Source organism: Nocardiopsis xinjiangensis YIM 90004, assembly GCF_000341145.1.
GTDB lineage: Bacteria > Actinomycetota > Actinomycetes > Streptosporangiales > Streptosporangiaceae > Nocardiopsis > Nocardiopsis xinjiangensis.
Genome location: NZ_ANBE01000028.1, coordinates 74151 through 95402, shown reverse-complemented (window position 1 = coordinate 95402; position 21252 = coordinate 74151). Strand labels below are relative to the sequence as shown.

Annotated in this window: 19 protein-coding genes, 1 pseudogene and 1 riboswitch; of the genes and pseudogenes, 9 read left to right on the top strand and 11 right to left on the bottom strand. The window is 70.2% G+C overall.

The window, feature by feature from the left end:
* Positions 1–93: 93 nt before the first annotated feature.
* Positions 94–1896: an AMP-dependent synthetase/ligase gene (locus D473_RS0114180; protein WP_017609725.1), complete on the bottom strand. Its 1803-nt coding sequence runs from the start codon at positions 1894–1896 to the stop codon at positions 94–96.
* 385 nt (positions 1897–2281) lie between these two features.
* Between D473_RS0114180 and D473_RS0114175 the strand changes: the two genes are divergently transcribed.
* Together D473_RS0114175 and D473_RS26680 are read left to right on the top strand one after the other, a co-directional pair.
* On the top strand, positions 2282–2752 hold the full coding sequence (locus tag D473_RS0114175; protein ID WP_017609724.1) for a hypothetical protein: 471 nt from the start codon (positions 2282–2284) through the stop codon (positions 2750–2752).
* A gap of 135 nt (positions 2753–2887) precedes the next feature.
* Positions 2888–3817: pseudogene (locus D473_RS26680) on the top strand (ROK family glucokinase); the annotation flags it as partial.
* A 116-nt stretch (positions 3818–3933) separates the two neighbouring features.
* Here D473_RS26680 and D473_RS0114165 read toward each other — a convergent pair.
* Positions 3934–4755: a lysophospholipid acyltransferase family protein gene (locus tag D473_RS0114165; RefSeq protein WP_017609722.1), complete on the bottom strand. Its 822-nt coding sequence runs from the start codon at positions 4753–4755 to the stop codon at positions 3934–3936.
* Between the two features lie 405 nt (positions 4756–5160).
* Between D473_RS0114165 and D473_RS0114160 the strand changes: the two genes are divergently transcribed.
* The 3 genes from D473_RS0114160 to macS are packed head-to-tail and all read left to right on the top strand — an operon-like array spanning position 5161 to position 8014.
* The gene (locus D473_RS0114160) at positions 5161–5970 is read left to right on the top strand and encodes an alpha/beta hydrolase (protein ID WP_017609721.1); all 810 of its coding nucleotides are present in this window, start codon (positions 5161–5163) and stop codon (positions 5968–5970) included.
* Positions 5967–6893 carry a hypothetical protein gene (locus D473_RS0114155; protein WP_017609720.1) on the top strand — a complete coding sequence of 309 codons (927 nt, stop codon included), beginning with the start codon at positions 5967–5969 and terminating at the stop codon, positions 6891–6893. The genes D473_RS0114160 and D473_RS0114155 overlap by 4 nt, the downstream gene beginning before the upstream one ends.
* Complete coding sequence (gene macS / locus D473_RS0114150; protein ID WP_394296768.1) at positions 6890–8014, top strand: MacS family sensor histidine kinase; 1125 nt, start codon at positions 6890–6892, stop codon at positions 8012–8014. Before D473_RS0114155 ends, macS begins: the two co-directional genes overlap by 4 nt.
* A gap of 36 nt (positions 8015–8050) precedes the next feature.
* On the opposite strand, the gene D473_RS0114145 is transcribed toward macS, so the two are convergent.
* Positions 8051–8686, bottom strand: coding sequence for a molybdopterin-dependent oxidoreductase (locus tag D473_RS0114145; protein ID WP_017609718.1), 636 nt, complete (start codon positions 8684–8686; stop codon positions 8051–8053).
* A 303-nt stretch (positions 8687–8989) separates the two neighbouring features.
* On the opposite strand from D473_RS0114145, the gene aroF reads away from it, so the two are divergent.
* Positions 8990–10036 (top strand): 3-deoxy-7-phosphoheptulonate synthase, encoded by a 1047-nt coding sequence (aroF, locus tag D473_RS0114140; RefSeq protein ID WP_017609717.1) that lies wholly within the window; start codon positions 8990–8992, stop codon positions 10034–10036.
* Between the two features lie 425 nt (positions 10037–10461).
* Complete coding sequence (locus D473_RS0114135) at positions 10462–10800, top strand: hypothetical protein (RefSeq protein WP_017609716.1); 339 nt, start codon at positions 10462–10464, stop codon at positions 10798–10800.
* A gap of 164 nt (positions 10801–10964) precedes the next feature.
* Here D473_RS0114135 and thiI read toward each other — a convergent pair whose 3' ends face one another.
* From thiI to thiO, 7 genes are all read right to left on the bottom strand, one after another.
* Complete coding sequence (gene thiI, locus D473_RS0114130) at positions 10965–12251, bottom strand: tRNA uracil 4-sulfurtransferase ThiI (protein WP_017609715.1); 1287 nt, start codon at positions 12249–12251, stop codon at positions 10965–10967.
* Positions 12252–12485: 234 nt separating this feature from the next.
* Positions 12486–13511: a 6-phosphofructokinase gene (locus tag D473_RS0114125; RefSeq protein WP_017609714.1), complete on the bottom strand. Its 1026-nt coding sequence runs from the start codon at positions 13509–13511 to the stop codon at positions 12486–12488.
* Positions 13512–13656: 145 nt separating this feature from the next.
* Positions 13657–14334 carry a response regulator gene (locus tag D473_RS0114120; protein WP_017609713.1) on the bottom strand — a complete coding sequence of 226 codons (678 nt, stop codon included), beginning with the start codon at positions 14332–14334 and terminating at the stop codon, positions 13657–13659.
* Positions 14335–14381: 47 nt separating this feature from the next.
* Positions 14382–16415 (bottom strand): Stk1 family PASTA domain-containing Ser/Thr kinase, encoded by a 2034-nt coding sequence (pknB, locus tag D473_RS0114115; protein ID WP_017609712.1) that lies wholly within the window; start codon positions 16413–16415, stop codon positions 14382–14384.
* 376 nt (positions 16416–16791) lie between these two features.
* Entirely contained in the window at positions 16792–17562 is a 771-nt protein-coding gene (locus D473_RS0114110; protein WP_017609711.1) for a thiazole synthase, read from the bottom strand.
* A 2-nt stretch (positions 17563–17564) separates the two neighbouring features.
* Positions 17565–17780, bottom strand: a complete 216-nt coding sequence (thiS, locus tag D473_RS0114105) for a sulfur carrier protein ThiS (protein ID WP_017609710.1) — start codon at positions 17778–17780, stop codon at positions 17565–17567.
* Entirely contained in the window at positions 17777–18952 is a 1176-nt protein-coding gene (thiO, locus tag D473_RS0114100; RefSeq protein WP_051043071.1) for a glycine oxidase ThiO, read from the bottom strand. Before thiO ends, thiS begins: the two co-directional genes overlap by 4 nt.
* Positions 18921–19030, bottom strand: a riboswitch (TPP riboswitch). Its footprint overlaps the gene before it by 32 nt.
* 122 nt (positions 19031–19152) lie before the next feature.
* Here thiO and D473_RS0114095 point away from each other — a divergent pair.
* Complete coding sequence (locus D473_RS0114095; RefSeq protein ID WP_017609708.1) at positions 19153–19506, top strand: Rv2175c family DNA-binding protein; 354 nt, start codon at positions 19153–19155, stop codon at positions 19504–19506.
* Positions 19507–19560: 54 nt separating this feature from the next.
* Positions 19561–20226 carry a thiamine phosphate synthase gene (gene thiE / locus D473_RS0114090; RefSeq protein WP_026126943.1) on the top strand — a complete coding sequence of 222 codons (666 nt, stop codon included), beginning with the start codon at positions 19561–19563 and terminating at the stop codon, positions 20224–20226.
* Between the two features lie 69 nt (positions 20227–20295).
* On the opposite strand, the gene D473_RS0114085 is transcribed toward thiE, so the two are convergent.
* Complete coding sequence (locus D473_RS0114085; protein WP_017609706.1) at positions 20296–21189, bottom strand: SDR family oxidoreductase; 894 nt, start codon at positions 21187–21189, stop codon at positions 20296–20298.
* Positions 21190–21252 lie beyond the last annotated feature (63 nt).

Genomic DNA, 21252 nt, shown 5'->3' with positions numbered 1-21252 from the left:
CTCGGAGGCGGGTGTGCGCGTTCGCGCGGCGTGTGTCCGTGTCCGTATGGGGCTCGGCACGGGCCCGGGGCCGATCATGGTGACGCAACGGTCTCAGCCGTTGTAGATCTCCTCGATCTCCTTGCTCCATGCCTTGTTCACCACGTGGCGCTTGACCTTGAGCGAGGCGGTCATCTCGCCGCTCTCCTCGGAGAAGTCGGCGGGCAGGATCCTGAACTTGCGGATGCTCTCGGCCTTGGACACGGCCTGGTTGGCGTTGTCCACGGCCTCCTGGACCGCGGCGTTCAGGTCGGGGTCGTCGGTCATTTCGGCGATCTCGCCGGTCTTGCCCTTCTGCTGCTTCCACTGCTCGAAGGACTCGGGGTCGATCGTGACGAGCGCGGCGATGAATTTGCGGTTGTCACCGACCACCATGCACTGGGAGACCAGCGCGCTGGCACGGATGCGGTCCTCCAGGACGGCCGGTGCGACGTTCTTGCCGCCGGCGGTCACGATGATCTCCTTCTTGCGGCCGGTGACAGAGAGGAAGCCGTCGTCGTCCAGGGCACCGAGGTCACCGGTGTGGTAGTAACCGTCCTCCGTGAAGGCCTCCTTGGTGGCCTTCTCGTTCCCCCAGTAGCCGGTCATGATGTGGTCGCCCTTGAGGAGGATTTCCCCGTCCTCGGCGATCTTGACGGAGGTGTCCGGCAGGGGCTGGCCCACGGTCCCGATCTTGTTGAACTCGGGGCTGTTGACCGAGGTCGGGGCGGTGGTCTCGGTGAGGCCGTAACCCTCGATGATGGTGAAACCGATGCCGCGGAAGAAGTGGCCCAGACGCGAGCCGAGGGCGGAACCGCCGGAGACGGCGTACTCGGCCTCGCCGCCGAGGCGGTCGGTGATCTTGCCGTAGACCAGCTTGCCGAAGAGCTTGTGCTTCAGGCGCAGCGACAGCGGCACCTGGCCGGTGTCGAGAGCCTTGCTGTAGGCGATCGCCGTGTCGGCCGCGGCGTTGAAGATCTTGCCCTTGCCTTCGGCCGTCGCCTTCTGTTCGGCCTTGGTGTAGACCTTCTCGAACACGCGGGGGACGGCCAGCAAGAAGGTCGGTTTGAAGACCGAGAACTGGTCGATGAGCTCTGGGCCGGCCGAAGGGAAGTGGCCCAGGGTCGCCTTGGCTTCGATGACCATGACCTGCACGAAGCGGGCGAAGACGTGCGCCAGCGGCAGGAACAGCAGGGTGGAGGGGTCCTCGTGGCCCTTGAGGACCTTCTTGGCGGGGCCCTCCAGGGCGCTGCGGGCGATGAAGAGGAAGTTGCGGTGGGTGAGCCGGCAGCCCTTGGGCCTGCCGGTGGTCCCGGAGGTGTAGATGAGGGTGGCCAGGTCGTCGGCCTTGACGGCGGTGCGGCGCTCCTCGAGAACCTCGTCGGAGACCTCGGAGCCGCTTGCGCGCAGTTCGGTGAACTCCGCCTCGTCGATGCGCCAGATCTGCTGGAGCTCGGGCGTGTTGGAACGGACCGCCTCGACGCGCTGAGCGTGCTCGTCGTTCTCGACGAAGACGGCCTTGGTGCCGGAGTCGGAGAGGATCCACTCGATCTGCTCGGGGGAGGAGGTCTCGTAGATCGGCACGGTGACGGCACCGATCGACCAGATGGCGTAGTCGACGACCGTCCACTCGTAGCGGGTGCGGGACAGCAGGGCGACGCGGTCACCGTGGGCCACACCGGCGTTGATCAGAGCCTTGGCGTAGGCGGCGACGTCGCCGTGCATCTCCTCGACGCTGATGACACGCCACCGGCTTTCGGACTCCTGCTTACGGGCGGCCGTGGCCTTGGGCTCGGCGGCCGCGCGGGCGTAGAGCGTGTCGGTCAGCCGTGCGTCGTCGGAGATCTCGACGACCGCTGGAGAGCTGTATTCGCGCACGTGGTGCTCCTGGACGTGAACGGATTCTGATGTGTGGGGACGTGATGACCGTAACAATGAATGCTACTCGTGAGTAGGACAGGTCGCCGTTCGGTATCCAACAGTGACCGGACACCCTGCGATGACGCGCTGTCGGGGCGCCTCATTCGCACGTGACGATATCCCTTGGTGTGCCCCATGCGCACATTCGTGTCCCTGTTCTGGAGTGAGGGTTTTCGGGGGTGTTCGTTCCTGCTGCCCCTCCGCCGGCCGAGTGTGTCCACAACAACGCCCGGAATTCTCGGGCCCGTCCCCGGAACCTTCGGGAGACCGGCTCGGGCCCCTGTCCGAGGCCCGCGCGCCCGGTTAACGTGAAGCCGAGGACGTGTCACGACAGGAGAGGGACATGACGGACAACAACGCCCGCGAGACCGGGCAACGAGGCGACCAGGGGCGCAACCGTCCCGCGGAGCCCGACCCCATCGGCAGTGTCCTGGGACTCGTCGACGACGTCCAGCGCAGGCTCCTCTCGGCCGGCCTCAAGCGCGGGGTCGGTGCGGCGGTCTCCGGCTCCAAGGAGGAGGACGTGTGGGGCGAGGCGATCCGGCTCGAGGCGCCCGAGCCCAGGCCGGCCGCCGAGGAGGTCTTCGACATCGTGCGCAAGGCCGCACCCGAGGTCGCCGGCCACCTGGGCCGGGCCGGTCTGAGTCTGGCCGACGCCGTGGGCCGTACCTGGGGCGTGCTCGAGCGCTCCTTGGAGCAGGCCCGTGAGGAGGGGCGCGCCGCCCGGGAGGCGGAGGAGGCCGAGGCTCGGGGCCATCGGACCGGATCCGGTTCCGGGGGAGTTCGCGAGGGGAGCGGGGAGCCCCGCGCCTGACCGAGTACGGCGATGGGGGTGCCAGAGGCGGCTCGGCCTGGTTTAATCGAATGGTTTTCACCATTTGCAAGGACTCTGGCCTGAAGGCGCCTACTTATGTCAGAGTTCGTGCGTAAGTGCGAAGGAGCTGCCCCCATGCTGACCATCGGCGTAGACATCGGCGGGACCAAGGTCGCCGCCGGTGTCGTCGACCCCCACGGGCAGATCCTCGACCGGGTCAAGCACCCCACCCCCGCCGAGGACCCCCGGGCACTGGCCGACGTCGTGGCCCGCGCCGTCGGTGAGCTGCGTGCACGCCGGGACTCCGGCGAGATCGGGGCTGTCGGTGTGGGTGTGGCCGGTTTTGTCGACGAGGACCGTGCCACCGTCCAGGTCGCGGTCAACATCGGGCTGCGCGATCACCCCTTGCGCGACCGCGTTCAGGAACGTGTCGGCCTGCCCGTGGTGATCGAGAACGACGCCAACGCCGCTGCTTGGGCCGAGGCCCGTTTCGGCGCCGGCCGCGACAGCGACCACATCGTGTGCATCACCCTCGGTACCGGCATCGGCGGCGGTCTCGTCCTGGGCGGGAAGCTCCACCGCGGTCGGTACGGGGTCGCGGCCGAGATCGGCCATTACCGGATGGTTCCGCACGGCCGCCGGTGCGCCTGCGGCAATCACGGCTGCTGGGAGCAGTACGCCAGCGGCAGCGCCCTGGTCGCCGAAGGGCGTGATCTCGCCCGTGCCGACCCCGTCGCTGCCGAGCGCATGCTCAAGCTCGCCGACGGCAGCGTGGAGGGTATCGAGGGACAAGTCATCACCCAGGCGGCCCTGGAAGGGGACCCCGCCGCTCTGGAGTGCTTCGAGGCCGTGGCCGACTGGACCGGGCGCGGCCTGGCCGACCTGGCCGCGATCCTCGACCCGGAGTGTTTCATCGTGGGGGGCGGTGTCTCCGACGCGGGGGAGATGCTCCTCGACCCCGTCCGGGCCTCCTTCGCCCGCAACGTCTCCGGTGGGCCGGGGCGCAGGCTCGCCGACGTCCGTGTGGCAGAGCTGGGGGGAGAGGCCGGCATCGTGGGAGCAGGGGGGGGCCCTGGCCCGACGCTGACACCGGCTTCCGCAACGCGTACGGCCGCCGTCCCCGGGCGGGGAACGGCGGCCGTACGGGCGGAAAAAAAGGGGGCCGGACCTGTACCGGAGGCCTACTTCTTCCGCTTGCGCTCGGAGGACTTGAGCGCCTTGCGCTCCTCTTTGAGAGCGCGGCGTTCGTCCTTGCGGCGGGCGCGGTCGGCCTTGCGGCGTTCCTTGTCGTCGGCGTGCTGCTCCCGCTTGGCCTCCTTGGCCTCGGCTTCCTGCTCCTGCTTCACCGCTTGGGCGTAGCGATCCACGTACTCCTGGCCCGAGAGCTCCATGAGCGCGTACATGATCTCGTCGGTGACCGCGCGAAGGACCCGCTGGTCCTCCTCCATGCCGTAGTAGCGGGAGAAGTCGAGGGGCTCGCCGAACTTCATCTGCGGGCGCACACCCAGCTTGGGGACGGTCCGGCCCGGGGGCATGATCTTCTCGAGGTTGATCATCCCCATCGGGATCACCGGGGCCCGCGATTCCAGGGCCAGGCGCGCCACACCGGTACGGCCGCGGTAGAGCTTGCCGTCGGGGGAGCGGGTGCCCTCGGGGTAGATGCCCAGCAGGTCGCCGCGCCTGAGGACCCGGAGTCCGGTGCGCAGCGCCGCCTCACTGGCCTTGCCGCCGGAGCGGTCGATCGGGATCTGTCCCACGCCGGTGAAGAAGGCCCGGCTGGCCAGACCCTTGACCCCGGTCCCGGTGAAGTACTCCGCCTTGGCCAGGAACGTGATCTTGCGCGGCAGCGGCAACGGGCCGAAGAAGTGGTCGGAGAAGGACAGATGGTTGCTGACCATGATGGCCGGGCCGCGACGGGGCACGTTCTCCACACCCTCGGCCCTCGGCTGCCACAGTACGGCCAGCACCGGCCCCAGGATCGCCTTGACCACCCAGTAGAACATTCGGATCACCCCTGCGTTCGCGGGGAGCTCTGGGCAGGGTCCACCGCTGTCCAATTCCCGCTCGGTCAACTACGGCCAGGACACCCCCGCCCGGGGTGGCGGGTGCTCGTCGTCCGACGTGGGCCATCTTCCCATCGGGCCACGCCGTCTGCCAAAGCGTGCCTGATCGGGGGCCGTGTCCGGGCCCCCACGAGGATACTGGTCCACCGCACCCGGCCGTCCGCCGCCCCTGGGTTCCCGGGGCGGGCCGGTCCGGTAGCGGCCACGGCCGATCGCGGGCGCGGCGTTACTGTTCACACGTGGCGTGTGTCCGCCCGAACGGCTAGCCTCGCAAGCCGGACACGCCTCATGGCCCACGGCCGGCGCCGCCCGGAAGTGCCGAACGATCCCCCAGGAGACACCTCCGTGACATCGACCGATCCGACCGCACCGGACACCGCGTTGCTCCCAGGGGCCGATCCCTTCAGCCATCGGGGCACGCGGGTCGGGGCGCTGCTGTGCCACGGGTTCACCGGTACACCGCACTCGATGCGCCCCTGGGCCGAGTACCTGGTCGAGGCCGGGCTCAGCGTGGAAGTGCCGCTGCTGCCCGGCCACGGCACGGTCTGGCAGCACATGAACCTCACGACCAGCGACCACTGGTTCGCCGCGGCCGAGAGTGCCCTGTTCGACCTGGCCGAGCGCTGCGACGAGGTCCACGTGATGGGGTTGTCCATGGGTGGGGCACTGAGTCTGCGCCTGGCCCAGGAGCACCCCGACCTCGTCACCTCCGTGGTCCTGGTCAACCCCTCCTTGACGCTGGAGGACGCCCGGCTCCCCTTCATCGCACCCTTCCCCCGGCTGGCCGCACGCCTGCTGCCCTCCACCCCCGGTATCGGCAGCGACGTGTCCCGTGCCGATACCGGGGAAGGGGGGTATGACCGGGTACCGACCGCAGCCGCGGCGACACTCCCGAAACTGTGGCGCACGGTTCAGAACGGGATGTCCGGTTTGCGAGCGCCGATCCTGGCCTACCGCAGCACCCAGGATCACGTGGTGGGACCGAGGAGTCTGCGTATCCTCGCCAGGAGAGCGGTCAACACCAGAGTGACGATCCATCTGCTCCGGGACAGTTACCACGTGGCGACCCTCGACCATGACGCGTCCACGATCTTCGCCGGAAGCCTCGCGTTCGTGCGAGAGCAGAAGAGGAGCGGGGAAGGAGCCGACCGATGACACACCGTCGGGAGAACGGCCTGCTCGCCGAGGCCTACGTTCCGCTGATCCTGCTCTCCCCGTCGCACGCCGACCACATGCTCGAGGTCCTGCGCCGCAGCGGCATCGCCGCCTATGCCGTACCGCTGGACGAGGACGTCCTCGAACCGGCCGGCGGGACCGAGGAGGACCCGCCCACCGACCACCTCTACGTCGACGCCGACGAACGCACGGCCGCCGAGCAGGTGCTGGGCGCCGAACTGCCCGGTCTGGACGAGGGCGAGTACGACGAGGACGCCTCCGACCTGCTCGCCCCGCGCACCGAGCCCCTCCCCGAACCGGAGGACACCGCCGGCGACCGGGCTCCGGGCGGGGCCGACAACGCCGTCGGCGGCGACCTGCTGGACGGTCCGCTCGAGGAGGGGAACGGGGCCCGCGACGGGGCCGGTTCCGACGAGGAGGTCTGGAAGGACCTGGTCGCCCGCTTCTACGACACCGCCGCCGAACCCGACCGGGACAGCGCCTCCTGGCCCGACGCCGAGAACCTCGGCACCGCGGACCGTGAGGACGATTCCGTCTCCGAACGGGTCGGCGACCTGCTCGCATCCCGTGCCCGCCGCCGCGAGGACCGTGACGACGACGCACGCGAGGAGGACGAAGGGGCCGCCGCGCGCCGTGCCGAGGCGGAGCTCGAGGGCCACTACGAGCCGCCGCCCCCGCCGCCCCTGTTGCGGGGGGACAAGGTCGGGATCGCCGCGTGGTTCGGGCTGTTGGCCGCGCCCGTGGTGCTCTTCGGGTCGGCCTTCCTGGGGATCTCGCTGCCGGAATGGATCATGCTCGTCGCGGTCGTGGCGTTCCTGACCAGCTTCGTCGTGCTGATCCTGCGCATGACCGACAGCCGTCCGCCCGGTGACAACGGACCGGACAACGGGGCGGTGGTCTGAGCCTGGGCTTCGACGTCCCCCTCTGGCGCACGTTCGCCCTCTACCGCGCCGCCGCGCTGGCCCACGCCCTGTTCCTCATCATCCATCACCATGAGCACCTGATCCGTCCCTGGCCGGCGTGGAGCGTGCTGGCGGTGATGGCCTCGTGGACTGTCGTGAGCACCCGCCTCTATGCCCGCCCGCACCTGCGCGACCGGCGCATGCTCACCGTCGACCTCCTGGTGGCCTTCGGGTGCCTGTTCGCGACAGGTCTGGCCGCCGGGCCCCATTACCTGACCCAGGCCGCGCCTCTGAGCGCTTACTGGTTCGCCGGTGCGGTCCTGGCCACCGGTGCGATCGCGGGCGTGCGTGCGACGGTCCTGGTCGCGCTCCTGTACGGCCTCGGCGACCTGGTGCTGCGCGATCTCATGGGCGCGGCCGTCACCGGTGCCACCCTGCGCGGGGTGGTGCTGCTCCTGCTGGCCGGTACCGCTGTGGGATACATGGCCCGCGTCGCCCACCGGGCCGAGGAACGTTTCGCCCGCGCCGTGGAACTGGAGGCGCGTATGCGCGAGCGCGAGCAGATCGCCCGCTCGGTGCACGACTCGGTGCTCCAAGTGCTCACCCTCGTGCACCGCCGTGGGGAGGAGGCCGGGGGAGAGGCGGCCGAACTCGGGCGGATGGCCGGCGAGCAGGAGGTGCGCCTGCGCGCTCTGATCAGCGGTATCGAGGCCCCGGTCCAGGACGTCCCCGGAACCGGGGACCTGCGCGAGCTCCTGCGTGCCCAGGAATCTTCCCTGGTCTCGGTGTCCGGTCCGGCCGAACCCGTCGAACTGTCCGAGCGTGCCGCCCGCGAACTCGCTGCTGCCGTGCACGCGGCGCTGGACAACGTGGCCGCGCACTGCCCCGAGGGCACCCGCGCCTGGGTCCTGGTGGAGGACGAGGACGCCGGTGTGACCGTCAGTGTGCGCGACGAGGGCCCCGGTATCGCGGAGGGACGGCTGGAGAGCGCGCGCAGTGAGGGCCGTCTGGGTTTCGCGCGGTCGGTCCTCGGCCGGGTACACGACCTGGGCGGGAGCGTCGAGGTCCTCACCGGACCCGGCGAGGGGACCGAGGTCGAGATCCATCTCCCCCGCTCCTGACCTGTTCGGGCGAAGGCGGGCCGGAGCGCGGCCGGCTCAGAGCGCGGGACCGTCGCCGTGCTCCTCCTGGGCGGAGAAACGCTGCTCCAGCCAGGGGTCGGCCCGGTTGTGGTACCCGCGTTCCTCCCAGAAGCCCCGGCGGTCGGCGGTCATGTACTCCACCATCCGCAACCACTTGACGCTTTTCCACCCGTACAGGTCGGGCACCACCATCCGCAGCGGATGGCCGTGCTCGGGGGTGAGGGGCCGGTCGTCGCGGTGGGTGGCCAGCAGTACCGACGGGGACAGGAAGTCCGACATGCGCAGGTTGGCGCTGTATCCGTACTCGCCCCACACCATCACGTGGGTGGCCTCGGGCGAGGGCGGTGCCAACGCGACCAGATCCAGCGCGCTCACCCCGGACCAGCGCACCTGGGGGACGCTGAAGCGCATCACGCAGTGGAAATCGCTGACCGATTCCGTGCGGGGCAGTTCCTGGAACTCCTCGTGGGTCCAGCGGTAGGCGCCCAGGGTCTCGGTGGCCCCCACCACGCGCAGGTCCCAGCGCTCGGGACGGAAGGCCGGCACCGGCCCGTAGTGCAGGGCCTTGTGCTGGTACCGGACCGCTTGTCCGGGTGGGAAGCCGGTCGACCGGTCCTCACCCTGCCTGTCTGGCTCCGTTCCAGCGGACAATCGGTCCCCCCGTTCGCGTGTGGATGCCAGGTTCCTTCCATTCTCCCAGTGGCGGGGGAGAGCTAGGTCACTCCCCCCGTCCTTGTGCGGGGCGGTGGAGCGTGCGTTATAGTCACAGCCATGCAGCGGAACTTTTGGCGCTTTTATGGCTACCGGCCCGTACCCCGGACGGTCGCCTGTAAAGCGCTGCGCTGACACAGACGACTTCTCCAGGAGCCCCGGGCCGGACAGGCCCGGGGCTCTCTGCGTTCCGGGCGACGGTCCCCGCGGCTCGACCGCACTCGACACACAGGGACAACCCACATGGTCATCGTCATGGCACCGGACGCCACACCCGACAACATCGACGCGCTCGTCGAACTGGTCTCCTCCGTCGGAGGTGAGGCCTACGTGACGCGCGGGGTCAGCCGCACCATCATCGGTCTGGTCGGGGAGGTCGACCGGTTCCAGGACCTGGGGCTGGCCGCCAAGCCCGGGGTGGCCGAGGTGCTGCGCATCTCCGCTCCCTACAAGCTCGTGAGCAGGGAGAACCACGACAGTCGTTCCGTGGTCAGCGTGCGAGGCGTCCCGATCGGTGGCGACAACATGTCGGTCATCGCCGGACCCTGCGCCGTGGAGACCCCCGAACAGACCCTGGAGGCCGCGCGTATGGCCCGGGCCGCGGGGGCGTCCCTGCTCCGTGGCGGTGCCTACAAGCCCCGTACCTCCCCCTACGCCTTCCAGGGCCTGGGGGAGGAAGGTCTGAAGATCCTCTCCGACGTGCGCGAGGAGACCGGGCTGCCCATCGTCACCGAGGTCGTGGACGCCGCCGACGTCGACCTGGTCGCCTCCCACGCCGACATGCTCCAGATCGGCACCCGCAACATGCAGAACTTCGCTCTGCTGCAGGCGGCGGGTGACGCGGGCAAGCCGGTCCTGCTCAAGCGCGGCATGAACGCCACCATCGAGGAGTGGTTGATGGCCGCCGAGTACGTCGCCCAGCGCGGCAACCTCGACATCGTGCTGTGCGAGCGCGGCATCCGCACCTTCGAGAAGGCCACCCGCAACACCCTCGACATCAGTGCCGTGCCGGTCGCGCAGAAGCTCTCGCACCTGCCGGTCATCGTCGACCCCTCCCACTCGGGGGGCAAGCGCGACCTGGTCCTGCCGCTCTCGCGCGCGGCCGTGGCCATCGGGGCCGACGGGGTCATCGTGGACGTGCACCCGCACCCCGAGAGCGCCCTGTGCGACGGCCCCCAGGCGCTGTTGGAGGGGGACCTGGCCGAGCTGCGGGACCTGGCGGGCACCCTCGCCGCGCTCAGCGGCCGTACCCTGACCCCTGCCCCGGAGCGGCAGCCGGCCGGCCTGTAGGGCGAACGGCGGCGGCCCCGGCCCTGAGGGCCGGATCCGGGGCCGCCGTCAGGGGTGCTCCACCCGCACTGGAGTAGCCGGAGCGGGGCGGAGCACGTCAGTCGCACGTCGGGGCGGATGCGCGAGTCGACCAGGAGCGTGGGTGCGCGTGGCACGTCCCCGGCCGCCCTCGACCCCGGCCACCGGTCGAAGAGACGGGACAGCGCGATACGCGCCTCCGACCGGGCCGGCGGTGCCCCGCTACAGAAATGCGCGCCGAAACCATGCTCGATATCTGCGCATTCGGTGGTGGGGCGGTCCGGTCTCGTTCTCGGTGTATTTCGTTCCGGGTTCTTCCGCGGCGACCTCGCGGCATTCTCGTCTGGTGTGCCGGAAGGCCGACCCTTGCACTCGCGTGCCGTAGGATCCCATCCCCGCGTCGAAGTATGGAAGGCATATGCGAACAGCATGGGCGGAGGGGCAACGTCCGTGAAGGCCTCACCCCCGACAACCAGGGGGACAGCCTGCACTACGAACTGGAGATCGACGCGGTGGAGTGGGGACCGGACTCCACCGCTCCGCATCTGTCGCTGGCCAACCTGGGCGAGGAGGAGCCCCTTGCCCTGGACGCCGATGTCCCGTTCGAGTCCGAACTCACCGGTGAGGCGAGCCAGACCCGGGCCGACGCCGGCGAGGCCTTCCAGGCCCACGCGGCAGCCGACGCGGGCACCGTCACCATCAACGCCGGCCCGTTCGGTGAGATCCCCGGCGTGGCGACCGACTGAGCTGTAGCGGACGGCACCGCCGGCAGGTTGCTGCGGATTCTCCCCCGTCACGGGCGGGTGGCCACGCGGCTCACGACGTGAACGGCTGGATCTGTCCCAGGACGGTGTCGAAGCTGTCGCGAACGGGACATCGGCGGGGCGGTGCACCGCCGCCCCGCACGGGTTCAGACCTGCACGGCGGCCACCGGGGCACGGTCGACCTGGGAGGGGGACTCGTCGCCGAGGAAGCTCGGCTTGTGCCGCTGGGCGCTGGAGACCAGGTGTTCGGCCAGCTCCTCGGCGTCCAGACGGCGCTCGATCACGCGTAGGTCCGGGATCTTGGCGGCCGTCTCCACCTGACGCGGGGTCAGCATGGTGCAGCAGTCCTCGTCCGGAAGCTCCGAGATCGCCAAGGTACCGATACGGCGCGCCTCACTCATGATCTCGGTCTTGTCCATGCCGATGAGCGGGCGCAGGATCGGTAGGTCCACCGCGTCGTCCAGAGCGGTGATGTTGGCCATCGTCTGACTGGAGACCTGGCCGAGCGCGTCCCCGGTGACCAGGCACTCCGCCTTGAGGTCGTCGGCCAGCGCCTCGGCGGTCTTGAGCATCAGGCGTCGCTGGGCCACGATCTGCAGGCGTTCGTTACCGGAGCTCTTCAGCTGCTGCTGGGCCTTGCCGAAGGGGATCACGAACAGACGCGAGCCCACCTGGTAACGGTCGATCTCGCGCACCAGGCTGTAGGCCTTGTAGATGGATTCCGGTCCGGTGAAGGGCATCCCGGAGAAATGCAGGAAGTCGACCTTGAGGCCGCGCCGGATCATCCGGTGCGCGGCCACCGGTGAGTCGATGCCGCCCGACATCAGTACCAGGCCGCGGCCGCTCATCCCCGCGGGCAGCCCGCCCTGGCCGGGAGTGCCCTCGGTGAACACGAACGCCTCGTCCTTGTCCACTTCCACGTGCAGGGTGTTGTCCGGGCGCTTGAGGTTCACCTGGTAGCCGTGGGTCTCGATGATCTTCGATCCCAGATACCCGGCCAGCTCCGAGGAGGTCATCTCGAAGCGCTTGTCCCGGCGGCGTGCACGCACCGCGAAGGTGCCCTCGCGGTCGGCCATGGAACGCACGCCGATGTCGGTGATGGCGTCGAGGTCCTTGCGCACGCGGCGCACCAGGTGCACCCACACCACGCCCATGACGTTGGCCATGCGGTCGGCGATCTCGGCGACCTCGAGGTCCGAGGCGCCGGGCTTGCGCACGATGATCACACCCGCGCCCCGCTGGGACAGGCGGATGTGGCCGAAGTCGCGTACGGAGTTACGGATGTTGTTGTGCAGCCGGCGCTCGAAGAGCTTGCGGTTCGAGCCCTTGAGAACGATCTCGCCGAGCTTCATGAGCACGCAGAGCTCGCCGAGCCCGTCGTCGGCTCCGACCTCGGTCACGGGGAGCGGCGCGGACTCCAGCGACGCTGACATGGTGCTACCTCCGGAAATAACGATGCCTTCACGGCCCGGTTCGGGGCGGAAGAGGGAGTGGTGGCGGGACCGGGCGCCTCGCCGCCGCCTACCAGTATCGAACAATTCCCGGAGCGCTCGGTACATTCCCGCCCGGTCCGGTGAACGCCTGTGAGAACCACGACGGAACACGTGGGCCCCTCCCGGAAGACGGGAGGGGCCCACGATCAGGGGAACGCTCTCGGCGAGGCGCGGTCAGCCGAAGAAGACCTCGGCCTCTTCGTAGCGCTCGGGCGGAACGGTCTTGAGGGTGTCGGTCGCCTCGGACAGGTCCACCCGGACGATGTCGGTGCCCTGCAGGGCCACCATGTTCCCGAAGGACTTCTCGTGCACCGCCTCGATGGCGTTGACGCCCAGGCGGGTGGCGAGGACGCGGTCGAAGGCGCTGGGGGTGCCGCCGCGCTGCACATGGCCCAGGACCACCGAACGGGACTCCTTGCCGGTGCGCTGCTCGATCTCCTCGGCGAGGGCCTGGCCGATGCCGCCCAGGCGCACGTGGCCGAAGGCGTCCTTCTCCCCGGTCGCCAGCTCCATCTGCCCCTCCTGGGGGTGGGCGCCCTCGGCAACGACGATGATCGGTGCGTACTGGGTCTCGAAGCGGCTCTCGACGTACTTGACGACCTGGTCGATGTCGAAGGGACGCTCCGGGATGAGGATGACGTTGGCCCCGGCGGCCATCCCCGAGTGCAGAGCGATCCAGCCCGCGTGGCGGCCCATGACCTCCACGACGAGCGCGCGGTGGTGCGACTCGGCAGTGGTGTGCAGGCGGTCGATCGCCTCGGTGGCGATGTTGACCGCGGTGTCGAAGCCGAACGTGTAGTCGGTCGCGTTGAGGTCGTTGTCGATCGTCTTGGGGACACCGATGACGTTGACGCCGCTGTCGTGGAGCTGGCGGGCCACACCGAGGGTGTCCTCGCCGCCGATCGCGACGAGCGCGTCCACGCCCAGGCCGGCCATGTTGTCCTTGACGCGCTCGACCCCGCCCTCGATCTTCATGAGGTTGGTTCGCGAGGATCCCAGGATCGTGCCCCCACGCGGGAGGATGCCACGCACGGCCGAGATGTCCAGCGGCTTGGTGGCACCCTCGAGGGGGCCGCGCCAGCCGTCCCGGAAGCCGATGAACTCGTATCCGTAGTCTTTGATCCCCCTGCGGACCACGGCACGGATGACCGCGTTCAGACCTGGGCAGTCCCCGCCACCGGTCAGCACCCCGACTCGCATGCGACTCTCCTCCACGTTGTGGGTTTTCACGGCGTAGGACGCCATATGGTCTAGACCATAGTGCGAGCGGGGAGCACAGGCCAACCCCGTGGGGCCCTGCGTAAGCGGCGGATCCACACGACTCGGGACGGGCACACCCGCTGCCTCATCCCCCGCCGCCGTCGATGCCCTGGTCTATGGCGTAGCGCACCAGTTGTGCCCGGTTGTGCAGGTGCAGTTTGGTCAGGGTGTTCTGGACATGGTTCTGGACCGTCCGGTGCGAGATGGACAGGCGTTCCGCGATCTGCTTGTAGGCCAACCCCTTGGCGACCAGGCGCAGCACCTCGGTCTCCCGCGGGGTCAGGCTCGGTGCCGTCCCGGCCCCCTCCTCCGGTTCGGCGTGGGAGGACAGGCGCCGGTACTCACCCAGGACCAGCCCGGCCAGGCCAGGGGTGTAGACCGCTTCGCCCGCGTTCACGCGCCGCACGGCGTCCAAGAGCTGCTCGCGGTCGGCGGACTTGACCAGGTACCCGGTCGCGCCCGCCTTGACGGCCGCCAGCACGTCCTCCCCGGAGCCGCTGGCCGAGAGCACCAGGACGTGCGGGGGCTCGGGGAGTCCGGTCAGGCCGGCGATGAGCTCCACCCCGCCCATGTCGGGCAGGTGGAGGTCGACCACGGCCAGGGTCGGGCGCGCGGCGGGGGCGATGCGCATGGCCTTGGCGCCGCTCCCGGCGGTGCCCACCACGGTCGTGCCGGCCTCGTCGAGGTCGCGGGCGACGGCCTCGCACCACATCGGATGATCGTCGACGACCAGGATCCTGATCCGCTCGAGCGCACTGTCCATGGCCGGCACCCTATCGGCCCACCGCGGCCGGCGCAGATCAGCGGTCTTCAGTCATCATCATCGTTGTTGCCGTTGCCGTTGCCGTTGCCGTTGCCGTTGCCGTTGCCGTTGCCATTCCCGTTGCCGTTTCCGTGGTCGCCGAGATCCCCGAGGTCGATGCCGCCCGGGGTCGCGATGAGCTCGATCGTGGTGCCTTCGGGAGCGCTGTCGGTCACTGACTGGCGGGCGATGGTGTCACCGCGCAGGATGCGATCCACCTCGACTTCGAAGTCGGCATCCTCCAGCTCTTCCACGGCATCCTCGAGGTCCATGCCGACCACATCGGGCACGTCGACCTCCGGAGGTCCGGTCGAGACGGTGAGCGTGACCGTGCCGCCCGGGCCCAGGCTGGTACCCGTGTCGGGGTTCTGGCTGATCACGGTGTCCTCGGGGACGTCCTCGCTCTCTTCCTCCTCGAGTTCGACCTCCAGATCGAGCTCCTCGAGGGTGGAGACGGCCTCGTCGACCCCGCGTCCGGCCACCGCCGGGACGTCGATGCCGCGGCTGATGGTGAGCGTGACGGCCTCCTCGCGGTCCGCCGTACCGCCCGCCTCCGGGTCGGTGGAGAGCACCTCGCCGGGCGGGGCGTCGTCGGCGTCGACCTCCTCCTGGACGATGTCGTCGGAGGCGAACCCGTGGTCCTCCAGCTCCTTGGTGGCGTCGGCGACGTCCGTGCCGGTCAGGTCCGGCATGTCGAAGGTCTGCGGCCCCTTGGACAGGAACACCGTGACCTGATCGCCCTCGGACAGGCGGTCACCGATCTGCGGTTCGGTCTCGGCGACGGTGCCCGGTTCGGCGTCCTCGCTGTAGACCTCTTCCCCGGCCAGGTCGAAATCGAGCCCGGTGGCCTGGATCTCGGACCGGGCGGTGTCGGTGTCGGCCCCGGCCACGTCCGGTACGGTCTCGAAACGCCCGATCAGGAACCACCAGCCGGCCACGAGGACCACCAGTGCCACTACGGCCCCGCCGAACGCGAGCACACGGTTGCGGCTCAGCCACGAGGCCCCCTCGCCGCCGTCGTCGTGCCCGGGCCCGTCGTCGCTCCCGGCCGAGTCCATGTCAACGACCATCGTCGCGTTCTCGGTACCCGGCCCCGAACCGCCCGCGATGAGCTGTGGCGCGGTCACCGTCGGCGCCGACCCCTTCTGCGAGGCCACCGGCGGCAACGGTCCCGCATGCCGCGGGTCCTCGGGCAGTCGCTTGAGCGCTTCCAGCACCTTCGCAAGGTACTGACCGGCATTGCTGGGCCGGAACCGGGGTTCGCGCTCGGTGGCCTTGGTCACCAGTGCGTCGGCCTCGGGCGGCATGTCCGGGACGAAGTGCGAGGGCCGCGGTACGTCCTCGTTCACGTGTTGGTAGGCGATCGCGATGGGCGTCTCGCCGGTGTGCGGCTGGCTCCCGGTGAGCAGCTCGTACAGCATGATCCCGGCCGCGTACACGTCGCTGCGCGCGTCGGCCAGACCCTTCTCGATCTGTTCCGGGGCCAGGTACGCGGCCGTGCCCATGAGGGTGCCCGTGCGTGTCAGGCCCTGGTTGGACTGCTCCACCGCGCGCGCCAGACCGAAGTCCGCGACCTTGACCCGGCCGTCCTCGGTGAGGAGCACGTTCTCGGGCTTGACGTCGCGGTGCACCATACCGGCCTGGTGGGCGGCTCCCAACGCGGCCAGCACCGACGCCATGATGTTGAGCGCGGCCCGCGGGGCCAGGCGCCCCTTGGCCTTGAGCAGGTCGCGCAGGGTCCGTCCCGGTACGTACTCCATCGCCAGGAACACGTGCCCGGTGTCCTCGCCCTGGTCGAAGACCTGCACCACGTTCGGATGCGAGAGTTTGGCGACCGAGTGCGCCTCGTTGATGAAACGTTGGACGAAGGCGGGGTCCTGGGCGAGGGAGGGGTGCATCACCTTCAACGCCTGCCGCCGGTCCAGACGGAGGTCGTGGGCGACGTAGACGGTCGCCATCCCACCCCCGGCGATACGGGACTCGACGAAGTAGCGCCGGTCGAGTGTCGCGCCTACGAGTGGGTCGGAAGTCGTCATGTCCACGGCGGAGTCATGTCCTTGCTGCGGGGAGCGCGGGCAGTCACGGTCGGCGTGGGCGATGCGGCCCGGGCAGACCGGGGTGGCCGGGGCGACCCGAAGGTGCGCTCTGGGCAACGGCGCTCACCCGACACCGTGTGTCGAACCGACACGATAGCGGAATCTGGCGCACACGCCCGCCCCGCGGTCGGCGGTCCTCCCCCTCCGCGCAGAGGGCACGGGGGCGGAAGCTCGTTCGGTTGTGCGTCGAGGTGCACCCCACCACGGTAGGCGACGCGAAGGAACACGTGGTGTCAGAGCGCTCACGTGACATATCGGGCCGCCCGGACCCCTCACCCGCCGGGGGGACGGGCGACCCCGTGCCGTCGCTCGTACGGCGCTCCTAGGGCATGGGAGAGGAGGCCTGTGCGTATCGGCGTACCGGGATACGCCCGGCCAGGCGTGCGGCCCGGCCGGCCCGTACCGCGTCACGCATGGCCGCGGCCATGAGCCCCGGTTCCTGCGCGCGGGTGACGGCGGTGGCCAGCAGGACCGCGTCGCAGCCCAGTTCCATCGCCAGGGCCGCGTCGCTGGCCGTGCCGATGCCGGCGTCCACGATGACCGGGACCTCCGTCTGCTCGACGATGAGCTCCAGGTTGTGCGGGTTGCGGATGCCCAGGCCCGAGCCGATCGGCGCGGCCAGGGGCATCACGGCCGCGCAGCCGACCTGCTCCAGGCGCCGGGCCAGGACCGGGTCGTCGTTGGTGTAGGGCAGGACGGTGAAACCCTCGTCGACGAGGGTCTCGGCCGCCTCCAGCAGCTCAACCGGGTCGGGCAGGAGGGTGCGCTCGTCGGCGATCACCTCCAACTTCACCCAGTCGGTCTCCAGCGCCTCGCGCCCCAGCCTGGCGGTGCGCACCGCGTCGGCGGCGGTGAAACAGCCGGCGGTGTTGGGCAGTGGACGGATCTTGTTGCGCCGCAACACGTCCCACACGGAACCTTCCTGCGTGGGAGAGACGTGGCGCAGCGCGACGGTGGTCAGCTCCGTGCCGGAAGTGACCAAAGCCTCCTCCAACACGTCGATGGAGGGCGCCCCTCCCGTCCCGGTGATGAGCCGGGAGGAGAAGGCGGTCCCGGCGATGGTGAACGGGTCGTCCACGTGCGGATCGAACATGGTCAGCCCCCCTGTACTGCGGTCAGGACGTCCACGCGGTCGCCCGTGCCGAGCCGGGTCGCGGCCCAGGCCGGGCGGCGTAGCACCTCGTCGTTGACGGCCACGGCGATGCCCCCGGGGATCTCGCCCCCGTCGGAGGCGGTGAACTCGCGGACGATGGCTTCGACGGTGATGTCGGGCCCGTAGGTGCGATCTTCGTTGTTGACGGTGAGCCTCATGTGTCCTCCCGGTCAGCAGAGAACCGGCGTGCGGGGGAAGGCAGGGAGCCTTCGGTGAGGGCTTGTGCCATGGCTTCGCCCGTGGCCGGGGTGAGCAGGACGCCGTGGCGGAAGTGCCCGGCGGCCAGATGGAGCCCGGGGACCCGGGTGGGGCCGAGCAGGGGTTCGTTGTCGGGTGAGCCGGGACGCAGCCCCACGCAGGCCTCGGTGACCTCGAGTTCGGTCACGCCCGGTACGAGCTCGCGGGCGTCGCGCAGGACCTGCCAGAGCCCGCCCACGGTCAGGGATTCGTCGTGGCCCCGTTCCTCCTGAGTGGCGCCCACGACGATCTCCCCGTCCTCGCGCGGGACCAGGTAGACCGGCGAACCCTTGACGAGGCCGCGCACGGTGCGGTGCACCAGCGGCTCGGAGCCCCCCGGGAGGCGGGTGCGCAGGAGCTGGCCCTTGACGGGGCGCAGGGTGGGCACGACCGGTTCCGGCAGGGTGATGCCGTTGCCCCAGCACCCGGCGGCCAGGACCACCTGGTCGGCACCGAGGGTCTCACCCCCGGCCAGGTGCACCCGGAGGCTGCCGGTGACCTCCACGGCCCGGTCGGTGACCTCGTGCACGCCCGCGTGCGCGCCGGCGGCGGCCAAGGCGTCCAGAAGGCGGCGCGGGTCCACCGAGTGGTCCGCGGAGGCGAGGACCCCGCCGCGTACCGACGGGGCCAGCATCGGTTCGAGCCCGCGGCACTCGCGCCCGGTCAGGCGCTCGGTGGGGATCCCGAGGCGCTGCTGGAGTTCGTGCAGATCGGTCAGGACCGCGAGGTCGTCGCGGTCGAACGCCACCATGAGCGTGCCCGTGCTGCGGTGGCCGACCGGGACGCCGCTCGCGGCCTCCAGCTCGGCGACGAAGTCCGCGTACAGGCTCGCCGAGTACACCCCGAACTCCATGAGGGGTTCTTCGCCGAAGACCGCCTCGGTGGCGGGTGTGAGCATGCCCGCGGCGACCCTGGAGGCCGAGCGGGCGTCGGAGGGCTCCACCACGGTGACGTCGAGCCCCTGTTGGGCGGCGCGCCAGGCGGTGACCCGCCCGGCCAGGCCGCCGCCGACCACGACCACGCGGCTGTCCCTGCGGTCGTTGGTGGGATGACTGGTGCGCATGGCGCTGCCTTCCACTCCCTTCGCCGGCATGATCCGGATCAGGTTCGTGCGGTCGGCGGCGTTCACTCCGCCCTCTCAGCCGGGACCACCCGGCTCCCGCGGTCACGTCCCATTCTAGAACCCGCATCAAATACCGGAGTCGCCGCACGGGGCCGGGACGATCGCGCACCCGTGCTGCGGATCGAGCGCGCGTGTCACCGTGCGCTGTGCGCATGTGGCAGATTGGGGCTGTGACACACAACGACATCGACACCCTGATCGGCGACTGGCTCACGCTCAAGGAGGCCGCGGAGCCCCTCGGGGTCAGCCCCAACCGCATCAAGCAGCTCATCCGGGAGAACCGCATGATGGGCGTGACCCGCGGCGGCGAGCTCTCGATCCCCGCGGCCTTCCTGGACGGCGACGACCTCGTCAAGGGCCTGTCCGGAACACTGACGCTGCTCAGCGACGCCGGTTTCTCCCATGAGGAAGCCCTGCGCTGGCTCTTCACCCCGGACGAGAGCCTGCCGGGCACACCCATCCAGGCCATGCGCGAGAAACGCGGCACCGAGGTGCGCCGCCGCGCCCAGAGCATGGCGTTCTGACGTGGCCCGTGGGCGTTCTTCGGTTCGGGGCGCCCACGCTCTAGGGTGGTGCGGGTGAGGACCAGCCACGGAACCAGCCTGCGCAAGCGCCTGGACACATCCCTTCTGTACCTGTGCACCGATGCCCGCACCGAGAGCGGCGATCTGGCCGAGTTCACCGAGGCGGCACTCGCCGGCGGCGTCGACATCGTCCAGCTCCGCGACAAGGGTCTGGAGGCCCGGGAGGAGCTCGCCGCCCTCGGGGTCATGCGCGATGCGTGCGAACGCCACGGGGCCCTGCTCGCCGTCAACGATCGGGCCGACATCGCCCGCGCCGTGCGCGCGGACGTGCTCCATCTGGGACAGCGCGACCTGCCTGTGCCCATGGCCCGCGACATCGTCGGCGCCGACCCGGTCGTCGGGCGGTCCAACAACGACATCGGGGCGGCGACGGGCTCCTCGGAGGAGCCCGGAACCGACTACTTCTGCGTCGGGCCCACATGGTCGACCCCCACCAAGCCGGGCCGTCCGGCTGCCGGACTCGACCTCGTGCGCGAGGCCGCCGCGCTCGGCAGCGACCGCCCCTGGTTCGCCATCGGCGGTATCGACGCGGAGAACATCGACGAGGTCCTCGACGCGGGTGCACGCCGTGTCGTCGTGGTCCGCGCGATCACCGAGGCCGAGGACCCCCGTGCCGCCGCGGAGTACCTGCGCTCCCGGCTCACCGTCCGCGCGGGATGACCCCACCGCCCCTTCCCCTACCGGAAGGTGCGCGCCGACACCGCCGCGCAGGGCTGCGGTCACCGGGAGTCAGACCCTCACGTGCGCCAGAGCACTCGGGTGACGGCGCAGGAACCCCTCGATCGACTGCGCCGGGTGGCCGGTCAGCTTCGGGACGGTCGAGGCGACCACGTCCATCTCCCCGGTGGCGATCGCGGCGTAGGAGGAGGCCCACCCCGCCGCCTGCCACTCGGGAACACCGGTCGCCCGTCGGGAGGCCAGGGCCTCTTCCCAGGTCTGGGGCACGTACCGGATCGAGCGGGACGTGAGGGTGGTCAGCTTGTCCACTGTCGCGGCCAGCCCCAGAGCCTCGGGCCCGGTCACGTCCAGGGTCGTGTTCACGGTGCGGGCGGACGTGTCGGCCTCGGTGAGCACCTCGGTCGCCACGTCGGCCACGTCGTCGCGCGAGACCCACGCGATGCGTCCGTCACCGGCGGGGCCGCGCACCACACCGTCGTCGTCCACCCACTGCGGCAACAGGTCCAGGTACAAGCTGGGTCTGAGGAAGGTGTACCGCACCCCCGTCGACCGGATGTGCGCCTCGGTGAAGAAGTGTGTGCGTGCGAAGGTGAAGGTCGAGGCGGGCCCGGCCCCCAGGAACGACAGGTACACGAGGTGGGAGACCCCGGCCTCGACCGCCGCGTCCACGGCGTTCAGGTGCGTCAGCACACGGTCCTCGGACTCGGTGGCCGATACCAGGAACAGGGTGTCCACACCCCGGCAGGCACGCTCGAAGGCACTGGTGTCCTCGTACGTGGCCATCGCCGCGCTGCTGCTCGGATACTCCGGGGCACGGTTGAGGTCGCGCACGATGAACCTCTGCGGTAGTCCCAGCCGCGCGATGCGAGCGGCCACACGTCCGCCCAGCGCGCCCGTCGCTCCGGTCACACCAATGGTGCGGTTTGTCATGTGATCGTCGCCCATGGACCCATCCTCGGACACATGAGGGCACACCGCGCTCAGCGGCACGCCCCCTTTTCACGCGCC

What these genes read in the sequence shown, in the direction of transcription:
- D473_RS0114175 (WP_017609724.1), top strand. Translation starts at nt 2,282, where the DNA reads ATGACGGACAACAACGCCCGCGAGACCGGGCAACGAGGCGACCAGGGG.
- D473_RS0114165 (WP_017609722.1), bottom strand. Translation starts at nt 4,755, where the DNA reads ATGTTCTACTGGGTGGTCAAGGCGATCCTGGGGCCGGTGCTGGCCGTA.
- D473_RS0114155 (WP_017609720.1), top strand. Translation starts at nt 5,967, where the DNA reads ATGACACACCGTCGGGAGAACGGCCTGCTCGCCGAGGCCTACGTTCCG.
- aroF (WP_017609717.1), top strand. Translation starts at nt 8,990, where the DNA reads ATGGTCATCGTCATGGCACCGGACGCCACACCCGACAACATCGACGCG.
- D473_RS0114135 (WP_017609716.1), top strand. Translation starts at nt 10,462, where the DNA reads ATGGAAGGCATATGCGAACAGCATGGGCGGAGGGGCAACGTCCGTGAA.
- thiI (WP_017609715.1), bottom strand. Translation starts at nt 12,251, where the DNA reads ATGTCAGCGTCGCTGGAGTCCGCGCCGCTCCCCGTGACCGAGGTCGGA.
- D473_RS0114125 (WP_017609714.1), bottom strand. Translation starts at nt 13,511, where the DNA reads ATGCGAGTCGGGGTGCTGACCGGTGGCGGGGACTGCCCAGGTCTGAAC.
- D473_RS0114120 (WP_017609713.1), bottom strand. Translation starts at nt 14,334, where the DNA reads ATGGACAGTGCGCTCGAGCGGATCAGGATCCTGGTCGTCGACGATCAT.
- D473_RS0114110 (WP_017609711.1), bottom strand. Translation starts at nt 17,562, where the DNA reads ATGTTCGATCCGCACGTGGACGACCCGTTCACCATCGCCGGGACCGCC.
- thiS (WP_017609710.1), bottom strand. Translation starts at nt 17,780, where the DNA reads ATGAGGCTCACCGTCAACAACGAAGATCGCACCTACGGGCCCGACATC.
- thiO (WP_051043071.1), bottom strand. Translation starts at nt 18,952, where the DNA reads ATGCCGGCGAAGGGAGTGGAAGGCAGCGCCATGCGCACCAGTCATCCC.
- D473_RS0114085 (WP_017609706.1), bottom strand. Translation starts at nt 21,189, where the DNA reads ATGGGCGACGATCACATGACAAACCGCACCATTGGTGTGACCGGAGCG.